Source organism: Clostridium sp. 1001271st1 H5, assembly GCF_005845215.1.
Classification (GTDB): domain Bacteria; phylum Bacillota; class Clostridia; order Lachnospirales; family Lachnospiraceae; genus Enterocloster.
On the sequence record NZ_SPHO01000014.1, the window covers coordinates 66,109 to 81,771 of the forward strand.

Annotated in this window: 18 protein-coding genes; 4 read left to right on the top strand and 14 right to left on the bottom strand. The window is 51.1% G+C overall.

Annotated features, from left to right (window positions below; all coding sequences use genetic code 11):
- Positions 1–2 precede the first annotated feature (2 nt).
- The 3 genes from FGS84_RS20100 to FGS84_RS20110 are packed head-to-tail and all read right to left on the bottom strand — an operon-like array spanning position 3 to position 2,996.
- The gene (locus FGS84_RS20100) at positions 3–1,151 is read right to left on the bottom strand and encodes a galactose ABC transporter substrate-binding protein (protein ID WP_138310176.1); all 1,149 of its coding nucleotides are present in this window, start codon (positions 1,149–1,151) and stop codon (positions 3–5) included.
- Between the two features lie 24 nt (positions 1,152–1,175).
- Positions 1,176–2,033 carry a class II fructose-bisphosphate aldolase gene (locus tag FGS84_RS20105; protein WP_138310177.1) on the bottom strand — a complete coding sequence of 286 codons (858 nt, stop codon included), beginning with the start codon at positions 2,031–2,033 and terminating at the stop codon, positions 1,176–1,178.
- 15 nt (positions 2,034–2,048) lie between these two features.
- Positions 2,049–2,996 carry a carbohydrate kinase family protein gene (locus FGS84_RS20110; protein ID WP_138310178.1) on the bottom strand — a complete coding sequence of 316 codons (948 nt, stop codon included), beginning with the start codon at positions 2,994–2,996 and terminating at the stop codon, positions 2,049–2,051.
- Positions 2,997–3,202: 206 nt separating this feature from the next.
- On the opposite strand from FGS84_RS20110, the gene FGS84_RS20115 reads away from it, so the two are divergent.
- Positions 3,203–3,964 (top strand): GntR family transcriptional regulator, encoded by a 762-nt coding sequence (locus tag FGS84_RS20115; protein ID WP_138310179.1) that lies wholly within the window; start codon positions 3,203–3,205, stop codon positions 3,962–3,964.
- An 81-nt stretch (positions 3,965–4,045) separates the two neighbouring features.
- Here FGS84_RS20115 and FGS84_RS20120 read toward each other — a convergent pair whose 3' ends face one another.
- The 6 genes from FGS84_RS20120 to FGS84_RS20145 form a co-directional block, all read right to left on the bottom strand.
- Complete coding sequence (locus FGS84_RS20120) at positions 4,046–5,122, bottom strand: 5'-3' exonuclease H3TH domain-containing protein (protein WP_138310180.1); 1,077 nt, start codon at positions 5,120–5,122, stop codon at positions 4,046–4,048.
- 180 nt (positions 5,123–5,302) lie between these two features.
- Complete coding sequence (locus FGS84_RS20125) at positions 5,303–5,833, bottom strand: O-acetyl-ADP-ribose deacetylase (RefSeq protein ID WP_138310181.1); 531 nt, start codon at positions 5,831–5,833, stop codon at positions 5,303–5,305.
- Between the two features lie 29 nt (positions 5,834–5,862).
- Complete coding sequence (locus FGS84_RS20130) at positions 5,863–6,069, bottom strand: hypothetical protein (protein ID WP_138310182.1); 207 nt, start codon at positions 6,067–6,069, stop codon at positions 5,863–5,865.
- Positions 6,070–6,445: 376 nt separating this feature from the next.
- Complete coding sequence (locus FGS84_RS20135; RefSeq protein ID WP_138310183.1) at positions 6,446–6,940, bottom strand: macro domain-containing protein; 495 nt, start codon at positions 6,938–6,940, stop codon at positions 6,446–6,448.
- Entirely contained in the window at positions 6,909–7,040 is a 132-nt protein-coding gene (locus FGS84_RS31830) for a hypothetical protein (RefSeq protein ID WP_264469627.1), read from the bottom strand. Before FGS84_RS31830 ends, FGS84_RS20135 begins: the two co-directional genes overlap by 32 nt.
- Before the next feature lie 46 nt (positions 7,041–7,086).
- Positions 7,087–7,311: a helix-turn-helix transcriptional regulator gene (locus FGS84_RS20145; RefSeq protein ID WP_138310184.1), complete on the bottom strand. Its 225-nt coding sequence runs from the start codon at positions 7,309–7,311 to the stop codon at positions 7,087–7,089.
- 188 nt (positions 7,312–7,499) lie between these two features.
- On the opposite strand from FGS84_RS20145, the gene FGS84_RS20150 reads away from it, so the two are divergent.
- Together FGS84_RS20150 and upp are read left to right on the top strand one after the other, a co-directional pair.
- Entirely contained in the window at positions 7,500–8,324 is an 825-nt protein-coding gene (locus tag FGS84_RS20150) for a DUF4163 domain-containing protein (RefSeq protein ID WP_138310185.1), read from the top strand.
- 116 nt (positions 8,325–8,440) lie between these two features.
- Positions 8,441–9,070, top strand: a complete 630-nt coding sequence (gene upp / locus FGS84_RS20155; protein WP_138310186.1) for a uracil phosphoribosyltransferase — start codon at positions 8,441–8,443, stop codon at positions 9,068–9,070.
- 156 nt (positions 9,071–9,226) lie between these two features.
- Here the strand turns inward: upp and FGS84_RS20160 are convergent, their stop codons facing one another.
- Both FGS84_RS20160 and FGS84_RS20165 read right to left on the bottom strand, forming a co-directional pair.
- A complete protein-coding gene (locus FGS84_RS20160; protein WP_138310187.1) occupies positions 9,227–9,973 on the bottom strand; it encodes a UDP-N-acetylglucosamine pyrophosphorylase in 747 nt (248 codons plus the stop codon).
- 3 nt (positions 9,974–9,976) lie between these two features.
- Positions 9,977–12,094, bottom strand: a complete 2,118-nt coding sequence (locus tag FGS84_RS20165; protein WP_138310188.1) for a DNA topoisomerase — start codon at positions 12,092–12,094, stop codon at positions 9,977–9,979.
- 203 nt (positions 12,095–12,297) lie between these two features.
- On the opposite strand from FGS84_RS20165, the gene FGS84_RS20170 reads away from it, so the two are divergent.
- Complete coding sequence (locus FGS84_RS20170; protein ID WP_138310189.1) at positions 12,298–12,552, top strand: hypothetical protein; 255 nt, start codon at positions 12,298–12,300, stop codon at positions 12,550–12,552.
- On the opposite strand, the gene FGS84_RS20175 is transcribed toward FGS84_RS20170, so the two are convergent.
- From FGS84_RS20175 to deoD, 3 genes are all read right to left on the bottom strand, one after another.
- A complete protein-coding gene (locus tag FGS84_RS20175) occupies positions 12,539–13,603 on the bottom strand; it encodes an aldose epimerase family protein (protein ID WP_138310190.1) in 1,065 nt (354 codons plus the stop codon). The two genes, FGS84_RS20170 and FGS84_RS20175, sit on opposite strands and share 14 nt — an antisense overlap.
- Positions 13,604–13,650: 47 nt before the next feature.
- Positions 13,651–14,736, bottom strand: a complete 1,086-nt coding sequence (asd, locus tag FGS84_RS20180; RefSeq protein WP_138310191.1) for an aspartate-semialdehyde dehydrogenase — start codon at positions 14,734–14,736, stop codon at positions 13,651–13,653.
- Positions 14,737–14,923: 187 nt separating this feature from the next.
- The gene (gene deoD / locus FGS84_RS20185) at positions 14,924–15,649 is read right to left on the bottom strand and encodes a purine-nucleoside phosphorylase (RefSeq protein WP_138310192.1); all 726 of its coding nucleotides are present in this window, start codon (positions 15,647–15,649) and stop codon (positions 14,924–14,926) included.
- Positions 15,650–15,663 lie beyond the last annotated feature (14 nt).

Here is a 15,663-nt window from a genome sequence, read left to right on the forward strand (position 1 = left end):
CCTTATTCGGACTGGGCCACTGCCAGCATGTCCTCCAGGGTTGCGCTTAAATTGCTTTCATCGACAATCACGTAGGGCACCCATACATACTTCCCGTCAACCGTGCAGTCCACGCCAACCACGTCCTCCGTGATTTCCGTTCCTGCATGCACTGCCTTGATTACATTGATAATGGCGTCGGACTGGCTCTTCCTGTCATTCAGCACAGTGCCCAGAAGGGAACCTGCCTTCATTGCCTCCAGGGCGTCAATATTTGCGTCGATTCCTACAATTGGAACAAATTTTCCGGCATCCCCTGAATTGTAGCCGTTGTTGATGCAAGCCTGCACCGCGCCCATGGCCATGGAATCGTTGTTGCAGAGAACGCCTTCAATTCCGTCGATTCCGTAGGCCGTAATCCATGCGTTCATCTTATCCAGCGCCTGGGCCTGGTCCCAGTTGGCTGTATCGCAGGCCAGAATCTCGTATTCAATCCCGTTCTTTTCCAGGGTTTCTTTATAGGCATCGGTACGCAGGGTAACGTCCTGCTGGCCGATTTCCCCCTGCAGGATAACCAACTGAAGCTTGCCGTCCCCGTTTTTATCCGCAATGTCCTTTTTGCTGTTCCAGTAGTTAATCAGCGCCTGGGCGCACATTTCACCTGACTGCTTGGCCTGGGCGCCCACATAGCAGATGTTGTCGTACCGTTTCATGGTATCTTCCATTGGCTCCATGTTGAAGAATACGGCCGGCACGCCGTCTGCGTCGCATTTCTTCATCATGTTCTCAATGCTCTCCCTGTCAGGCGCGCATATGGCAACCACATCCGTTTTCTTGCTCAGGGCCACCTCTAATTTGGAATTGGCCGTGGATACGTCATTTGCAGCATCCTGCATATCAAGGGTAATACCGCCCAGCTTCTCGGCCTCGTTCTGCATGATGATGCGAAATCCGCTCTGGAACTGGTCGTCAAAAGCTCTCCAGATAACGGTGGCCTTCATATCCTCCCGGACCTCCCCCTGCTGTCCGGCGCTCTCTGCATCCCTGGCTGTTTCACTGCCTGCCGGCGGCGCTGGCTGTGTCTCCCCCTGACCTCCAAAACAGGCTGTCAATGTTCCCATCATCACTGCTGCTGTCATCCCACATACGATTCTGTTCATACTTTTTTTCATAAGTTATCTTCTCCTTTTAATAGATTAATCCATCAGTGCAAATTCTCTCATTTTCCCCTTAATGAACTCCCTGGCGCAGGCCTGGGAATTTACAAACATGCCTGTGTTGTACTTAAAGTCCGGCTTCTGCTTCATATCCCCAAAGGAATTGGCAACTGCAATCAGTACATCCGTAGCAATGTTGATTTTCCTGATGCCGTTCCTGATGGCTTCCTGTACCTGCTCCTTAGGAGTGCCTGAGCCGCCGTGAAGCACAATGGGGACATCCACTGCATCATGGATTTTCTTAAGCCGTTCAATGTTCAGGTGTGGAGCCGCCACATACACACCGTGCTGTGTCCCGATGCTGACAGCAATGCAGTCAATGCCCGTGCGCTCCACGAATTCCTTTGCCTGGTCCGGGTCTGTCTGGGCGGATTCAGGGTCGCCTTCCACCTTGAAGTTTCCTTCTTCTCCCACCAGCTTGCCTAACTCGCCTTCCACTGTGATGCCGTAACAGTGGGCGTAATCCGCCACTTTTTTGGTCAGAGCCACATTTTCCTCAAAGGGCAGGGAGGAACCGTCTATCATGACAGAGGAATATCCGGCCTGTATGGCCTGTACGCATTCCTCATATGTACGGCAGTGGTCCAGGTGAAGGGCAACAGGGACTTTGCAGTCAGCTGCCTTCATGGCCCTCCTGACGGTTTCCACGGTTCCCTCAAAACCTCCCATCAAATCACAGCAGTCCGTACCCGTGATAAAGATAACCGGAATATCCAGCTGGGTCCCTGCTTCAATTGCTGCCAGGGCAGTTTCATAGGAAACAGTCACATAGGCGCCGTAGGCAATGTTTCTCTCCTCAGCCATCTGCAAAATGTCTTTCATCGGTGATAATTTCATACTCTTTTTTCTCCTTTATTTATGATTTTTATGATGATTGTATAAATACAACTCTTCTTTATAGGGCAGGATGCCGTTTGCCGCCCCCATGTGCTGGACACTGTGGGAGGCAACCGAGCTTCCCAGTGCCGCACTTTCAAAAAATGTAAGTCCGTTAATCATGCCTGCCACCAGTCCGGCCATAAAGGAATCACCTGCCCCCGTGGTGTCCACGGCCCGGATTCCCCGGGGGCACTCTATGTATTGCTCACTGGTAAAATCCGTGGCATAGCATCCCTTTGCACCCAGCTTTATTCCAAAATATCTGAGCCCCAGAGGTTTTAAGGCCCTGCGGATTTCCGGTATCTCCCTGCATCCGGTTATGGCCGACGCCTCCTCGTAGCTTGGGAAAAAAATATCCGTATAGGGCAGGACTTCCTTAAACATATCCATCCAGCGGCAGCAGGATGCCCGCTGGTTAAAGGCCGCATCCATAACCGTCATACTGCCCTGGTTCCTGGCCCTTTTAAGGATTCTGGCAAGACCGCCCTGGTTCATCCGGTTAAAACTGCATGCAGAGCCAATGTAAACAATATCTGCATTTTCCATGGCTTCCTCCGGCAGGTCCCTGTCATCCACCTCGTCAAAAATGGATACATCCGACAGAAAATGCCGTTCCCCGTTTTCCTCAATCAGGGCAAAACTGGAAGCAGTCGCATGAACCGGGTCAGTCACCACATGGGAAACATCAATTCCCAGGGTTCTGCATTGGTCCAGAATGAACCTTCCGTTCAGGTCATCTCCCACCCGCCCCGCCATTGTAACAGGAATGCCCAGGCGCGATAAACCAATAGCTGTATTGAGAGCATCCCCGCCGCAGGCCTGCACCGGCTTTTCTATCATGGTGCAGTCTCTGCTTAAGACATCCCGGTCCACGGGTCTTAAAAGGGTATCGCACACCATCATTCCAAAACTAAGTACCACCTTTTAAACCACCCCTCCTTCATCCATATGTCCGTACATACATATAATTGCACAATGTGATATGTTTGTCAAGTACTTGTGGCAAAATTATGATAAAATGTTATTTTTTCAAATTTTCTCTTGCATTTTTCACAACATGCTTTACAATATAATTGATGTTTCGTTTGTACATACATATGCATCTAAAGCTGAAAGGATTTTAAATTATGACTATGTTCACGAAAGAAATAAATAAGGATGTGCCCATTCCCCTTTATTACCAGCTGAAAAATATCATCAAAACAGATATTGAAAACGGCAATCTGAAAACCGGGGATACCATCCCCACCGAGATGGAAATCATGAGCCATTACAGCATCAGCCGTTTTACGGTGCGTCAGGCGATTTCCGAACTGGTAAATGAGGGCTACCTGGTCAGAAAGACGAGCAAAGGCACCTTTGTTACGGAACCCAATAAAAAGACCAGCTTCATCAAGTCCTTTGAACCCTTCCACCAGCAAATCCAGGAACTGGGCAAGACCCCGCACACGGAGCTGTTAGATATGTCCGTCATGACGCCGGACGACCGAATCAGGGGACTTCTCCGCCTTGGGGCCAATGAGAAGGTTATATCCCTGTTCAGACGGCGCTTTGCGGATTCAACGCCTGTGGTGACGATTCAGAATTATCTTCCCTACAGCCTCTGCCACTTTGTACTGAGTCATGACTTTAAGGACGTATCTCTATACAATCTCTTCATGTCCCGGCCCGAAACCTGCATTGACAATACCCGTACCATTGTCTCCGCCGAGACAGCCACGCCTGAGGATGTCAAGCTGCTGGAAGTAAAACCAGGCAGCCCCATGCTCTGCTTCAATAATATTTCCACCACCAGCGACGGAACCATAATCGACTATGCCTATGCCCATTACCGCGGGGATATGAATAAGTTTGAAATCAACGAAAGCCCCAAATACCCCCGTTCATAATACAATCCGTCATATACCCGCGCAAAAAAGCAGCGGGACCGGAATAACATCATCCGGCCCCGCTGCTGCGGTTCCCATATCTTAATTTTTCCCAAACACAGAAGCTGTCTTAATATCCAGCTTCCTGCACCACTCCTTCAGTACATCCTCCTTATAGAATGACACGGAAAAATCCTCCAAATCATGGTCAAGGGGTATGTCTGTCTTGATGGTGGCCAATTCCTTTGACAGCCTTGCGGCTGCTTCCCCGCACAGTTCCCCTTCCTCACCTGTTTTAGTCAGGGATTTGTAGGGAGAACGGCTGATTCCCAGGCTGTTCTTCCAGAAGTCCTGCAGCTCCTTCATCTCCTTTTTGTCCTGCTCCGCCTCATGTATCACCTGGTAAATGTTCTCCACGGTGCCGTATTCACCCAGCAAAAGAGGGGCTGCGCTGGCAACGCCTCTGACTCCCGGAATGTTGTCGGAGGTGTCGCCCTGTATTCCCTTCAGGTCCGTAATCTGCTCTGGCCACACTCCCTCCTCGGAGTACACGGTTTCCGCCGTAAACTCAAAGGTTTTTTCCGGCAGGTTTACCGACGTTTTATCCAGACCGTAAAGCCCGTAATATTTACCGTAAAGCTCCTCCGCCTTCTCCTGCCTGGCCTGGACCATCCAGGCCCTTACATTGTACGCGTCGTTTACCAGCTGCAGGTAGTCATGGTCCTTGGTCATCACCACCACAGGTACCTGCTCCCTGAATTTATAGACAAGGCTTCCGGCGTAATCATCCGCCTCATACCGGTCGCTGTAGAGCACCTTAAAGCCTGCCTCCTCCAAAATCCGCTCCATCAGCACAAACTGCTGCTTAAGGGGCTCCGGCGTCCTGCTTCTGGTGCCCTTATACTCAGGATACAGCTCCCTGCGGAAGGTATCCCTTGTCTTGTCAAACACAAAGGCCATGTAGGCCGGCTGCTGCTTTTTCAGCAGGGACGCCACGGCCTTCAGCACCCCCATGATGCCGTTGGTGTAGGTCCCGTCCGATGCGTGAAGGATTTTCCCGTAATACTTTTCCTTCTCCTCGTCGGTCTTGGCAAACATAATTTCCCTGGGCAGTACTGCATAATAACAGGTTGACAGCAGGGATGAGCCGTCAACAATCACGAATTTTCTTTCTGACATCCTGATTCCATCTCTTTCTTGCGTATTCTGTCATTGCGCGGGTTCTCCATCCTTATCTGCGGTGATGCCTGTCCCAGATTCCTGCAAACAGCAGGGCGGCTACAATGAATACCAGCACAATCATCCGTTCCATCTGTCCCATATGGCTCCTCCTCCCGGAGACATGATTTTACCCGGAAGTCACAGCTTCCTCAAGACTGTATCATACACCAGTTTTGTCCTGGCGTCAAAGAGAACCCACAGAATCTCTTCCAGCTCACCCGGATGCCCTTCTGTAAATTCCCTGGCTGTCCCAATGGCGGTTTTGGCTGCCAGCTCCACCGGGAAGTGGTATATGCCGGTGGAGACAGAGGGAAACGCAATCCGCTTCACCCCGTGTTCCACTGCCAGCAAAAGGGAATTGCGGTAACAGGAGGCAAGCATTTCCTGCTCATTGTGCTCCCCTCCGTTCCACACAGGGCCAACCGTGTGGATGATGTACCTGCAGTCCAGATTGTAAGCCTTTGTAAGCCTGGCCTGTCCTGTCTTACAGCCGCCTAGCAGCCTGCACTCATACAGCAGTTCCTTTCCCGCGGCCCTGTGGATGGCCCCGTCCACCCCTCCTCCTCCAAGGAGGGATGAGTTGGCCGCATTTACGATTGCATCCATTCCGGTTATCTTCGTTATATCACCTAATACAGTACCTATGACTGTGTTTTTTTCATTCTTCATGGCTGGCCTCCTCTGATACCTTTTTTTAATTATACCATATAACCCCTCAGTCCTGACAGCAGTAATTCCCCGATTTTTCCTGCCCCGCTGTCAGCCGCAAAGGTATGGACCAGACAAGCCTTATCCCTGCCCAGGATGTTCTCCAGTTCAGCAAAGGAAAGCAGGCCTTTGAGATACAATTTTACAATTTCCATGGGTCCGCTGCCGATTTCCGCCACCAGCTCTAAATGTGTCATGATTCACCTTCTTTCTGCCTTTTTCAACCCTCTGTTAAAAATGCCGGCCTAATAATATATGCATGCATTTTCCAGAATATTCCTGCTGGCAGCCATTTGATTCCTGTGAAATCATGAAAATCTTTCGTTTTACCTATGGTAAAGATTAATCATTCCATTGAAAAAAGTCAGCTTTTTGTAAGAAACATTACGCTTCATTACATTTCGCTGACTTCCGTTGCAATTCATCCTGAACTATGGTATATTCACATCAGGTCAGAAATGACGCTAGCCCGGCAGCTTCCACAGCCCCATGTTGTGGAAGCGCCGGGCTCCCCCCAAAAAGAATTCTTACCCGAATCTTTGCCGAAGGTTTCTTCCTTCAAATCACGGCCCGTTATTCTTCGTATTTCCAGATTTGCACCTCACCTGAATACCCCTCAAACGTACGCTTAATGATATCCTCCACAATATTCCAGTCGCCGCCTGCACTGCCGCATCCTATTTTGTAGGGAAACGCCACTGTCTCGTTTTTGTCCCTGGCTTCCAGAAAATTCCGGATTTCCCCCATGGCCTTTTCCAATGCATCATAATCGGTATAGACCATTTTTTTCCTGCCGTAATCATTCTGCCCGTACAGATTTCCAATGAGGAACCAGCGTCCGTCCTTTTCCACCGGCTGGGCAGATACCCTTCCCAGCAGTCTGGACGTGTCCCCGTGTTCTTTTTCAATCCACTGCTTTGTAATCCTCTTATAGGTTTTCTCCACCTCAGGAAACAGCTTTTTTACCTGTCCAGCGATGCCATAGCCGAATGCGCCCTGGCAGTTCACCTGATGGCACAGGATGTCTGCCTTTGAATCAAATATGCTGCCATTGTAATACTGAATCATATGTTCCTCCTCTGTCCGTTGTTTTCCATCGTATTTCTCTCTCCACATCCACGATTTCCGCTTCTGTATTTTCCTCCAAAAAACGCACAATTTCTTCCATAATACTGTCCGCCTGGGCATATCCTCCCTGTCCATAGCCCGCCGGTTCATGACATGTCCCGCTTTTCCGTCCTGCCCAGCAGGTAGTCCACGGAACAGCCGAAGTAGTCCGCCAGCTTTACCAGCGAAACCGCATTGGGCACGCTCCTTCCGTTTTTCCAGTCGCTGATATTTCCCATAGATACATCCAGCTCCCTGGATACCTGGCTGGTGCTGCCCTTGCGTCTGATTTCCGCAAACAGATTTTTCAAGTCAATCCTGTCCTGTACCACATTCCATCCCCCAATTCCAGTAAAAAGTTGTGTCGAATCTATCATAAATGCTGAGAGGAAAATTGTAAATGAAAATATGCACAAAAGTCCTTCAATAATTTGTAAGTATTTCTTCAAACTCCGTCCATGAATATCATGTATAATAATTACAATCCGGGTGCTGCCCGGAATACAAAGGAGGATTTATTATGGATACAAACAAGAAAATTTTAATAGGAGCCATTGGCGCTGCTGTTGTCATCGGCGGCGTTGCCATCGGTCTCCTACTCAGCAAAACGCCGGAAAAGGCGGACCTTTCCACCATACACACGGAGGCTCCCACGGAAGCTCCCACGGAAACCCTTCCCCCCGCCACCCAGGCTCCTGAGACAGAGGAGTCCCAGGAAAACCAGGAAGGCGCTGTTTCCAGTGTTTCCGCATCCATTGAGACCTATACATCCGGAAAGGTAACCATCCAGTATCCTGTGGTGGACCAGATGGATGACGCCTCAAAAAAGGACAGGATTAATGAATTATTAAAAGCAAACGCCCTGTCAGTCATAAAAGCCAATGACATTGACGAGGCCAGCGATACCCTGGACATCAAGTGCAAGGTGATTTCCGCGGACCGCAAGCGTCTCACCGCCACTTACACCGGCCTTCTGACTGCAAAAGGTGCTGCCCATCCGGTCAATATGTTCTATTCCAACACAGTCAACCTGCTCCAGGTCCAGAACCTGGGACTGGATGATTTTACCGATGCCTACACCATGGCCGGCTATGTGCTCAGCGACGACGTGAAGTTCTCAGGCATTTCCTCTGATGTGGAGGCCGAGGTCCTGAGCTACCGCTCTTCCCTGGATTTGGATTCCCTGACAGCTGTCTTTAACAGCGCGGATTTCCCCCTGTCCTCAGAATCCCAGTGGCCTGAATCCTTCAGCTATGAAAAACAGGGAACCATCTACTTTTCCCTGCCTGTGCCCCATGCCCTGGGAGACTACGTACTGGTGGCATTTGACCCAGCTACAAAATAGTCCCTTTGACGGGATTTGTCTTGTGCGTATTTAAAGACAAGCCCCGGGGTTGATATCATAAGATATTTGATATATAATTATCATTAATTCTAATAGATAAAGGAGCAGCAAAACTTATGGATAACGTAATGGTATTTGACCACCCTTTGATTCAGCACAAGATTTCCATTCTGCGCAATAAAGCCACAGGAACCAACGAGTTCCGTGCCCTCATTGAGGAGATTGCCATGCTGATGGGCTATGAGGCCCTCCGTGATCTTCCTCTGGAGGATGTGGAGGTGGAGACTCCCATCGAGACATGCATGACTCCCATGATTGCCGGCCGCAAGCTGGCCGTGGTTCCGATTCTCAGGGCGGGACTTGGCATGGTAAACGGCATACTGGCCCTGGTTCCCAGTGCAAAGGTAGGTCATATCGGTTTATACAGGGACGAGGTAACCCATGAACCTCACGAATATTACTGCAAGCTTCCCAACCCCATTGAGGAGCGCACCATCATTGTCACAGACCCAATGCTGGCAACCGGCGGCTCCGGCGTTGCTGCCGTTGACTTCATCAAGGAGCACGGCGGAAAGAAAATCAAGTTCATGGCTATCATAGCTGCTCCGGAAGGCCTTAAGCGTCTCCATGACGCTCATCCCGACGTGCAGATTTACGTGGGACATCTGGACCGCTGCCTGAATGAAAACGCTTATATCTGTCCCGGGCTGGGAGATGCCGGGGACCGTATCTTCGGAACAAAATAACAGGTATCTTCGGAACAAAAATAACAGGTATCTTCGGAACAAAAATAACAGAAAGCCGGACGCTGCAATCACTTCGTCCGGCTTTCTGCTATTTACCGCTTATTGTTATTGTCGGATTTTCTGCTGAGTCTTAGGATTCCGTCTCTTCCGCCCGGTCTATTTTACTACCTTAAGCCCGCCTTTTCCCTTCTCAGGCGCCTCGGTAACTTCCGGCTCTGCTTCCACTTCCCTGGCCTCTTTCACAGCAATGTTGCCCTGGCCCTTATAAATGGAATCAGACGGAACACAGCCCCTTACGCTGGACAGCGGGTATACATTGGAATTACGTCCAATGACAGTTCCGGGATTCAGCACGCTGTTGCAGCCAATCTCAGCATGGTCGCCCAGGATGGCGCCGAATTTCTTACGCCCTGTCTCCACATCCCCATCCTCAGCATGGACCTTTACAAGCCCCTTGTCAGCCTTCACATTGGAAGTCACTGCGCCTGCGCCCATATGAGCCTTATATCCCAGGATGGAATCGCCCACATAGTTGAAGTGGGGGACCTGTGCCTCGTCAAAGATGATGGAATTCTTGATTTCACAGGAATTACCGATGACAACGTGCTGGCCGAGGATAACGCTGCCCCTTAAAAAGGCTCCGTTTCGTATCTGTACCTTTGGCCCGATAATCATAGGACCGCCCATGGCAGTGGTGGGAGCCATCTGAGCTGTCTTGTGAATCCAGATATTCTTTCCAATCTTCTTGTATTCGTTCTCCGGAAGGCTGGCGCCCAGACTCTCGATGAACCCACTGATGTCACCCAGAACTTCCCATGGATACTCATGGCCCTCAAACAGCTTTTCAGCGATTGTATGGCTTGTGTCTAAAAGTTCTTTGATTTTCATCTGTTCCAGTTTCATAAATTAATTCTCCTTTTTTGTTTTATAGAATGCGGCTGCCGCGTCAAAATAACCTCTCATGTTATATTGGTTATTCATGCGGATGACATTGACTGTCCTGCCGGCAACAAAACGATTCAGCTTTTCCATATATTCATCTGATGTTATGGACCCCTCCGCAACATAGGTAAGTCCCTTCTCCCAGCTGGCTGTCAGCTCCGGATTCAGAAGCTGCCGGATAGACTGGTCCACCACGTCGTATACCATCTCACCCAAAAGGGATGGGGTGATGACCTGGGTTTTCTTGTTCAGGTTCAGATACTTGATGTTAAACAGCTTCTTAAGTATCTCTGCCCTGGTAGCACTGGTACCAATGCCGCTGCCCTTTATCTGGGCCCGCAGCTCCTCGTCCTCTATGAGCTGGCCTGCATTTTCCATGGCCAGAATCATGGAACCGGAGGTATAGCGCTTGGGAGGCGATGTCTCGCCCTCCTTTATGTTCAGCTCCACCAAAGTAAGTATATCATTTTTTTTCAATTCTGCAAGCATCTGGAGCAATACTGTCCTGTCAACTTTTGGAGAAACAGCGTTTCCGGCGCCTTCCTGGCCCCGGTTTTTATCCTCGTCTGCTGTTTTTCCTTCCTCTGCCCCGTCTTTGGCATCTTCCCGGGACTCATCAAAGGATTCCTCCACCCCGTTCTTCTTTGCCAGGTTCACATCCGCCACCTTGAGATAGCCGGGCTCTGACAAAACCTTGAAATTGGCAAAGAAATGTTCCTTCTGCCGTTCCAGCTCCAGACTGTACTTCTGGTATATGGCCGGAGGATAAAATATGCTTAAAAACCTTCTGCATATAACCTGAAATACCTTTTCAGAAAGAGGCGTCAGCCCCCGCAGGTTCCCCAGCCCCTGTCCGGTGGGCACAATGGCATAGTGGTCCGTTATCTGCTTGTCATTGACATAACGGGTCTTGGCAATCCCCTTATATGAGCCCAGGTTCAGCACCTCATCCGCAAATGCCGCCATGGGGGCATAATTCTTAAGGCCGCCGATGTTCTTCTGAATCTCCTTGGAAACAGCTGTGGACAGAACCCTGGCATCGGTTCTGGGGTAAGTGACCATCTTCTTCTCATACAGCTCCTGGACCACCTTAAGCGTCTCATCCGGGCTGATTTTAAACATCTTGGAACAGTCGTTCTGAAGCTCCGCCAGGTTGTAGAGAAGAGGCGGGTTCTTTGTTTCCTTTTTCTTCTCCTTGGAGAGCACGGTGGCTGTGAGAGGCGGCTCCGCCGTCAGGAAAGCGGCCAGCTCCTCTGCCTGCTGCCTGTCCTTAAAGCCGTTGTCCTTGTACAGATAAGGGGTTCCGAAATAGCGGGAGCCTTCCACTGCCTTCCACTCCGCCTCAAAGGGAACCGGCTGGCCGTCCCTGCCTGCCGCCTCAAAGGAACCCATGACCCTGTAAAAGGGAGTTTTCACAAAACTGCGTATCTCCCGTTCCCTGCGCACCACCATTCCCATGACACAGGTCATGACTCTGCCCACGGACAGGACCGTGAACCTGGTTCCCAGGTAATTTGACAGGGCCGGGCCATATTTAAGGGTCAGCACCCTGGAAAAGTTGATTCCCATAAGGTAGTCCTCTTTTGCCCTTAAGTAGGCGGAGGCGGACAGATTGTCATACTCTGTTTCATCCTTGGCCTCACGGATTCCCCTGAGTATCTCTTCCTCTGTCTGGGAGTCAATCCACACCCGCTTCTGTTTCTTATCCTTTACCCCGGCCATCTGGGCCACCAGGCGGTATATGTACTCTCCCTCGCGCCCCGAGTCCGTGCAGACATAGATGGTATCAATATCAGCCCGGTTCAAAAGTCCCTTGACGGTTTCAAACTGCTTGGATACATTGTCTATGACTTCGTACTTGAATTCCTTTGGAAGGAATGGCAGTGTCTGCAGGCTCCAGCGCTTAAACTTCATGTCATAGGCCTCCGGATAACTCATGGTCACCAGATGTCCCACGCACCATGTCACAACTGCCTGGTCAGACTCTATATACCCGTCGCCCCGCCTTCCCCGTATCTTAAGTGCATCGGCAAACTGCTGGGCCACGCTGGGCTTTTCTGCTATGTATAATGATTTTGACATCCAATCCCTCATTTACTTTCTTCACACGCGCTCCGGTCCCGGTTCCTTCAACGGATTTTCCCGGCGGCAGAGCGCGTATTTTAATAGTATACCATTAAATTCCCTTTGTAGCAATCAAAAAAAACCATGAGGCGCCGGCTATGGCGGAACCCTCATGGTTTTCCTGCATAAACTACTGTAACGACATTCCGGAGGTGACTTCCATGCCTGGAAGCTGGCAGTATCAGCCATATCTCACCACATATGATTCATTCATCTTTTACAATGCAATCGGGGAGCATCCCGATTACTTCTACCGGCCCATCGCCGTGGCAAAACAGGTGGTAAACGGAACCAACTACCGGTTCATGACCATAGCGGAGCCTGAGCAGCCGGACCTGACTCCCCATTTTGCCATTGTGGAAATCTATCAGCCCCTTAACGGCAAGGCCTATGCGACCAGCATCACGCCTGTTTAGCCAGGAATTTATACACGGTCCTGGTCCTGTACTCGTCCCCTGCCTTCAGTAAGGGGGACGGAAACTGGGGCTTGTGGACTGCGTCCGGGTAATACTGGGTTTCAAAACAGAATGCGTGGCGGCAGCCATAATGTGCTCCGCCCTTCCCCGGCATCTCATCCTGAAGGAAATTAGCTGTGTAGAACTGGATTCCGGGCAGATCCGTATAGCATTCCAGCACCCGGCCGCTTGCCGGGTCCATGGCCTTTGCCGCCAGGGCCAGCTCTCCTTCTTCCTTATCCAGCACCCAGTTGTGGTCATACCCTTTTCCGAATACAAGGGCCTCAAAATCAGCGCCTATATCCCGTCCAATGGCCTTCATCTCAGTAAAGTCCATGGGAGTGCCTGCCACAGGAGCAATCTCTCCCGTTGGAATGGAAACCTCGTCTGCCGGCGTATAGCAGGATGCATTGAGCCATACCTCCTGCTCCATCACCTGGCCGCTGTCATGCCCTGCCAGGTTAAAATAGCTGTGGTTGGTGAAATTGGCAACCGTATCCTTATCGCAGACCATGTGATAATCCAGTACAAGGCTGTCCTCATCCGTCAGGGTATAGCTCACGGTAATTCTGGCATTGCCAGGATATCCCTGGTCGCCGTCCGGGCTCTCCAGATAAAAGTCCAGCCTGCTGCCAGCCTCTGTCTCAGAGGAACTGCAGTCCCAGACCCTGTCATGGTACAGGTCCGGTCCGCTGTGGAGATTGTTGGGACCATTGTTGGCCTCCAGCTTATAATCCCTGCCGTCAATGGTGATGACAGCCCCGCCGATTCGGTTGGCATTGCGGCCAATGGGCGCCCCGAAGTGGGCTGGATTCCTGCGGTAGCTGTCCAAATCATCGTATCCCAGCACCACATCCGCCATGGTGCCCTCCTTATCAGGCACCACCATGGAAACCCATACGCCTCCCAGGGTGATGAATGATGCGGATACCCCGTTCTTATTGGTCAGTGTGTATCTGTAAACTTCTGTACCGTCGGGCATTTTCCCGAATGAATTTTTCTCAATTGCCATGATTGTCTGCACTCCTTCTCCATGATGATACGGAATCCTTCCGCGTCCTATTTAGGCTGGATATATCCCCTGGCAGTGAGCAGCTCTGCACAGAGTACGGCGCCGCCTGCGGCTCCCCTTACCGTGTTGTGGGACAGGCCGATGAATTTATAGTCGTATACAGAATCCTCCCTGAGACGGCCCACAGAGATACCCATGCCTCTCTCAAAGTCCACGTCTGCCGTTACCTGCGGACGGTTATCCTCTTCAAGGTACTGGATGAACCGGGACGGGGCGCTGGGAAGCTTAAGCTCCTGCGGAAGCCCCTTAAACTCTCTGAGCTTCTGAATCAGCTGCTCCTTTGTCACCTTATTCCTGAACTTTACAAATACGGCAGCCGTGTGGCCGTTAAGCACAGGCACCCTTACGCACTGGCAGGTGATGACCGGGCTTTCCGCCTTGACAATGACGCCGTCTTTTATGGTTCCCCAGAGGCGAAGGGGCTCCTGCTCGCTCTTTTCTTCCTCGCCGCCGATGTAAGGGATGATATTCCCCTCCATCTCCGGCCAGTCCTTAAATGTCTTTCCCGCGCCGGAAATAGCCTGGTATGTAGTGGCCACCACCTCGTATGGCTCAAATTCCTTCCATGCCGTCAGTACAGGGGCATAGCTCTGGATGGAACAGTTGGGCTTTACTGCGATGAATCCCCTCTCTGTTCCAAGTCTCTTTTTCTGGAAGGGAATCACGTCAAAATGCTCCGGATTGATTTCCGGCACCACCATGGGAACGTCCGGCGTCCAGCGGTGGGCGCTGTTATTGGATACCACAGGCGTCTCTGTCTTTGCGTACGCCTCCTCAATGGCCTTGATTTCATCCTTTGTCATATCCACGGCGCTGAACACGAAATCAACGCCTCCCGCCACCTTCTCCACCTCATTTACATTCATCACAACCAGCTTTTTGACAGCTTCCGGCATGGGGGTGGTCATCTTCCAGCGGTCACCCACTGCTTCCTCGTAGGTCTTGCCGGCAGAACGGGGGCTGGCAGCCACTGTCACTACCTCGTACCACGGATGGTTCTCCAAAAGGGCGATGAAACGCTGCCCTACCATACCTGTTGCGCCTAATATTCCAACCTTCAGCTTCTTTTCCATCAATCATTCTCCTCATCATCCTGATTTTCCCGCCCACCGGAACTGCCGCATTTATTCACAGCAGGGGCGAATCTTTCCCTATCCTATACCAAACAACGGAAAAAATCAAGATTTATTCGCTAGAAAAATACATTTGTACGCAGCAGAAAGACATTTCCGTTTTTTTGTATGCAACATCCCCACTGCATCAGGGTACCAGGGACAATGCCACCTCCATCATCTGTGTAAAGCTGGTCTCCCTCTCCCGGGCAGAGGTGGCCTCGCCGGTGACCATGGAGTCGGATATGGTCAGCACCGCCAGGGCATTGGCACCGGCCGCCGCTGCATTGGCATAGAGGGCCGCTGCTTCCATCTCCACAGCCAGGACACCCATGTCCGCCCATGTCATTCCTCCCTGCGCCTGCTTCGCAGGGGCGTAAAACATATCGGAGCTGAGTACATTGCCCACATGGTATGTCAGTCCCATCTCCCTTGCCACTGACACGGCCCGCTCCAGCAGACGGTAGCTGCACACCGGGGAATAATCCCCCGGCAGGCCAAAAAGACGGACAAAATTGCTGGTGGTGCAGGCTCCCATGGCAAACACCATGTCCCGCACATGGACATCCGGCATCAGGGCGCCTGCCGTGCCCACCCGTATCAGGTTCTTACAGCCGTAAAAATGAATCAGCTCATAAGAATAGATGCCGATGGAAGGACACCCCATTCCCGTGCCCATGACAGATACCGGCCTGCCTTCATAGGTTCCCGTGTAGCCAAGCATATTCCTGGTGCCGTTAAACTGTTTCACGCCCTCCAGGAAATGCTCTGCAATGTACTTTGCCCGCAAGGGGTCTCCCGGAAGCAGGATAGTCCCGGCGATTTCCCCCTGGCCTGCCCCGATATGGGGCGTGGGTATGTTGGATGCTGACATGGATTATACCTCCT

Excerpts from the sequence above, each read along its gene's own strand:
- FGS84_RS20165 (WP_138310188.1), bottom strand. The coding sequence starts at position 12,094 with ATGTCAAAATCATTATACATAGCAGAAAAGCCCAGCGTGGCCCAGCAG.
- deoD (WP_138310192.1), bottom strand. The coding sequence starts at position 15,649 with ATGTCAGCATCCAACATACCCACGCCCCATATCGGGGCAGGCCAGGGG.
- FGS84_RS31830 (WP_264469627.1), bottom strand. The coding sequence starts at position 7,040 with ATGGAAGAAATTGTGCGTTTTTTGGAGGAAAATACAGAAGCGGAAATC.
- FGS84_RS20105 (WP_138310177.1), bottom strand. The coding sequence starts at position 2,033 with ATGAAATTATCACCGATGAAAGACATTTTGCAGATGGCTGAGGAGAGA.
- FGS84_RS20150 (WP_138310185.1), top strand. The coding sequence starts at position 7,500 with ATGGATACAAACAAGAAAATTTTAATAGGAGCCATTGGCGCTGCTGTT.
- FGS84_RS20160 (WP_138310187.1), bottom strand. The coding sequence starts at position 9,973 with ATGAAACTGGAACAGATGAAAATCAAAGAACTTTTAGACACAAGCCAT.
- FGS84_RS20170 (WP_138310189.1), top strand. The coding sequence starts at position 12,298 with ATGCCTGGAAGCTGGCAGTATCAGCCATATCTCACCACATATGATTCA.
- upp (WP_138310186.1), top strand. The coding sequence starts at position 8,441 with ATGGATAACGTAATGGTATTTGACCACCCTTTGATTCAGCACAAGATT.
- asd (WP_138310191.1), bottom strand. The coding sequence starts at position 14,736 with ATGGAAAAGAAGCTGAAGGTTGGAATATTAGGCGCAACAGGTATGGTA.
- FGS84_RS20125 (WP_138310181.1), bottom strand. The coding sequence starts at position 5,833 with ATGAAGAATGAAAAAAACACAGTCATAGGTACTGTATTAGGTGATATA.
- FGS84_RS20175 (WP_138310190.1), bottom strand. The coding sequence starts at position 13,603 with ATGGCAATTGAGAAAAATTCATTCGGGAAAATGCCCGACGGTACAGAA.
- FGS84_RS20135 (WP_138310183.1), bottom strand. The coding sequence starts at position 6,940 with ATGATTCAGTATTACAATGGCAGCATATTTGATTCAAAGGCAGACATC.
- FGS84_RS20120 (WP_138310180.1), bottom strand. The coding sequence starts at position 5,122 with ATGTCAGAAAGAAAATTCGTGATTGTTGACGGCTCATCCCTGCTGTCA.
- FGS84_RS20130 (WP_138310182.1), bottom strand. The coding sequence starts at position 6,069 with ATGACACATTTAGAGCTGGTGGCGGAAATCGGCAGCGGACCCATGGAA.
- FGS84_RS20115 (WP_138310179.1), top strand. The coding sequence starts at position 3,203 with ATGACTATGTTCACGAAAGAAATAAATAAGGATGTGCCCATTCCCCTT.
- FGS84_RS20100 (WP_138310176.1), bottom strand. The coding sequence starts at position 1,151 with ATGAAAAAAAGTATGAACAGAATCGTATGTGGGATGACAGCAGCAGTG.